The sequence below is a fragment of the Psychrobacter piechaudii genome, assembly GCF_900162825.1.
GTDB lineage: Bacteria > Pseudomonadota > Gammaproteobacteria > Pseudomonadales > Moraxellaceae > Psychrobacter > Psychrobacter piechaudii.
The window spans coordinates 1-3381 of sequence record NZ_FUGE01000044.1 but is presented as its reverse complement, the minus strand read 5'-3'; the positions used below and the strand labels follow the sequence as shown (position 1 = coordinate 3381).

General features: G+C 43.4%; 3 protein-coding genes and 1 rRNA gene. 1 reads left to right on the top strand and 3 read right to left on the bottom strand.

What is annotated here, in order from left to right:
- Positions 1–93: 93 nt before the first annotated feature.
- Positions 94–1983, bottom strand: coding sequence for a DNA topoisomerase IV subunit B (gene parE / locus A1019T_RS01170; RefSeq protein WP_077450054.1), 1890 nt, complete (start codon positions 1981–1983; stop codon positions 94–96).
- A 129-nt stretch (positions 1984–2112) separates the two neighbouring features.
- Positions 2113–2739 (bottom strand): YqiA/YcfP family alpha/beta fold hydrolase, encoded by a 627-nt coding sequence (locus tag A1019T_RS01165; protein ID WP_077450053.1) that lies wholly within the window; start codon positions 2737–2739, stop codon positions 2113–2115.
- Between the two features lie 184 nt (positions 2740–2923).
- Between A1019T_RS01165 and A1019T_RS01160 the strand changes: the two genes are divergently transcribed.
- On the top strand, positions 2924–3199 hold the full coding sequence (locus tag A1019T_RS01160) for a DUF1289 domain-containing protein (RefSeq protein WP_077450052.1): 276 nt from the start codon (positions 2924–2926) through the stop codon (positions 3197–3199).
- Positions 3200–3302: 103 nt separating this feature from the next.
- On the opposite strand, the gene rrf is transcribed toward A1019T_RS01160, so the two are convergent.
- A 5S ribosomal RNA gene (gene rrf / locus A1019T_RS13955) occupies positions 3303–3381 on the bottom strand; the annotation flags it as partial.

Below are 3381 nucleotides of genomic sequence, written 5' to 3'. Positions count from 1 at the left end.
ATATCGAAAAACAAGAACGCCCTGACTAGGTCTCCCCGTGCTTACATCTCCACCTAAATCAAAGATTATAGGTGGAGAATTACGCACGATAAGTTAAACCGTAATCTCAGCAAGATCCCCCTTACTCTCTAGCCAGGTTTTACGATCAGCGGCTCTTTTCTTCGCCAACAACATATCCATAACGCTGTTGGTCAACTGCATATCATCCATATCCAGTTGTACCAATCTACGGGTATCCGGGTTCATGGTGGTTTCACGCAGCTGCTCGGCACTCATCTCACCCAACCCTTTAAATCGAGTAATCTGTGTTTTTTTATTGCCAGGCACCTTACTTAATATATGCTCAAGCTCACTTTCATCAAGTGCATAGTGAACTTCTTTGCCTATATCAATCCTATATAAGGGCGGCATCGCTACAAACAAGTGACCTGCATCAACTAATGCTGGGAAATGTTTAACAAATAGGGCACAAATTAAGGTCGCAATATGCAGACCATCAGAGTCGGCGTCAGCTAAAATACAAATCTTGTCGTAACGCAGCTCTGACAAATCATCAGAGGCAGGATCTACCCCAATAGCAATCGCGATATCATGAATCTCACGGCTTGAGAGCACGGTATCGGGTGAAACTTCCCACGTATTCAAAATCTTACCACGCAGCGGCAAAATAGCTTGGAAATGACGATCACGGGCCTGTTTGGCACTCCCACCCGCTGAGTCACCCTCTACCAAAAACAACTCAGCCCCTTCTCTGACGCCGCCTCGGCAATCCGCTAATTTACCTGGCAATGCTGGGCCCTGAGTAATCTTTTTACGAGCTACTTTTTTAGCTGACTTCAAACGTTTACCGGCTTTAGAGATAGCCAACTCTGCAATCTGTGCGCCTAATTCAGCGTGTTGGTTTAACCACAAGCTAAAGGCATCTTTGGCTTGGGCTTGTACTGCGCCTGCAGCCTCTCGACTCGATAGACGCTCTTTGGTTTGACCTGAAAACTGAGGCTCTGAGAACTTAAGAGATAAAATATAGTTCACCCCGTCCCAGACATCTTCCCCGGTTAGTTTTACATTACGGGGCAGTAAATTGTGAATTTCACAAAATTCACGTAGGGCTTCTAAAATACCGGTACGTAAGCCATTAACATGAGTTCCTCCTTGGGCCGTAGGAATCAAGTTAACGTAGCTTTCTTGGATAGGATTACCTCCTTCAGGTAGCCAGGATAAAGCAAAAGTAACCCCAGAACGCTCTCCTTCTTTGGCCTCATAAGAGAAATAAAACGGCTCAGGCGGTAGAGTCTCTAACCCATCAAGTTGCTCATTAAGATATTCGACCACACCATCGGTAAACTGCCAGACTACTTTGTCTTTATTGGCTTCATCATAAAACTCTATCGTGAGGCCAGCTGCTAACACCGCTTTTGCCTTCAAGTTATGCTTAAGCTGTTTGACGCTAAATTTCGGCGTATCAAAAAAGCTTTCATCAATCCAAAAACGAACCTTGGTTCCTTTTTTGCGCTTGTTAGAGCTTACTGATTCAACTAATTTGGTGACAGGCACCCCATTTTCAAAAGCAATATCGTACTGGGTGCCATCACGCCAAACAGTAACTTCAACTCGTTTTGATAGGGCGTTAACTACGGAAATACCCACACCATGTAATCCGCCAGAAACCTGATAATTACTGGTATTAAACTTACCGCCAGCATGTAGCCGGGTTAAAATAATCTCAATACCCGTTTGTTTAAACTCAGGATGAATATCTGTGGGCATTCCGCGTCCATCATCTTCCACTGACAATGAACCATCCTCATGCAGTTGTACCTTGATCGTTTTAGCATGACCCGCCAAAGCCTCGTCCACTGAGTTATCTATCACCTCTTGTGCCAAGTGATTAGGACGGGTGGTGTCGGTGTACATACCAGGACGGCGACGTACCGGCTCAAGACCTTCTAAAACTTCAAGCGACTGTGCTGTGTAATTGCTCACAATAATATCCTTTGCTTAATCAAGCTTTTAATTATGAGCCATATTATAACTAATATCGGAATGCATAGGGGATTAGCAAATATATTAACGACAGCAAGTGACGTAAAGAAAATAAGTCAGTAACTCTGGCTAGCCTTGAGGTAATAGACGCTCCATAATCAGGGGTAGTTGTTGCTCAAAATCAGTCATACGATGATCGCCTCCAGGTTGCAAAGCCACCTTCACCTCTTGGGACTGATAAAAATCAGCGGCTACTTTTGGGTCTAGTAACTCATCTCCTTGTTTAATTACTGCAAATACCTTGTCAGGATGAGTTATCTGCTGCAACTTATGAGCTGCAAACCAATCTAAGTCCTGCAAGGTCATTGCCCAGCCTCCAGTGGTTCGATAAATCACTGGAGAAGCGCCATCGTCACAAGCGATAGTATCGATAACTTGGTCATCAACAAAGCGCTGTAAGCTAATATGAGGCTGGGTGCTGGGGTTTAGCAACACAGCAGGGCAACCGGTCTCATTACTCACTAGGCTGGCAAAATAACCACCTAGAGAGCTGCCTATTATTACCACGCTATCACTTACCCTCTGCCCTTGCTGTACCAATTTACAAAGTCGATCAAACACCTTATTAGGGGCTTCATTTAAATCCGGTCTGATAACTTCAACATCAGGATGATGAGCTTTGCAATATTTCTCGATCAAAACACCTTTTACCGAATTTGCTGTGCTATCAAGACCATGAACATATACTATTCTCATTTCCAATCCCTTATTTTTAACGGTTTAAGCAAGATTATCACGAATGAAAGTGCGAAAGGAATCATGCTAAAATTGATTAAATCATAAAAGGTTATTCTACTATGGGCTATGGACTATAAATGAATGGCTAGCAGCTTAAATCAGATCACTCATTTAGCTGTGATCTAGGGATGGTATAAAGCTAATGTTTAATCAAATTGAGCTATTCGAAATCGATAACCCATGTGTGGGGGTTTGTCAAAGTAATAAGAAGGGCTATTGCTTTGGCTGCTTACGTAGCCGCCAAGAGCGACAACTGTGGTTAAGAATGACCAATGAAGAAAAACGAGAGGTTTTGAGGCTTATTGTAGGACGTCGGAAACGGATTGAGCAAATGCGTAGTCGTCAAAAGCAGCAAATGGAAATAGATTTTGAGGAAAATTTAGAAATAGACAGTCTGTTCAATGACTCGCCTCAGTAGTAAAACGTGAAAATCTACAACAAGCCACCATTACTGCTTTAAAAAACTGACCACAAAGAAAAAGCCCCCATAACTTATGTTACGGGGGCTTTTAGGTATAGGGAGCTGACGATGACCTACTCTCACATGGGCGAACCACACTACCATTGGCGCAACGATGTTTCACTTCTGAGTTCGAGAAG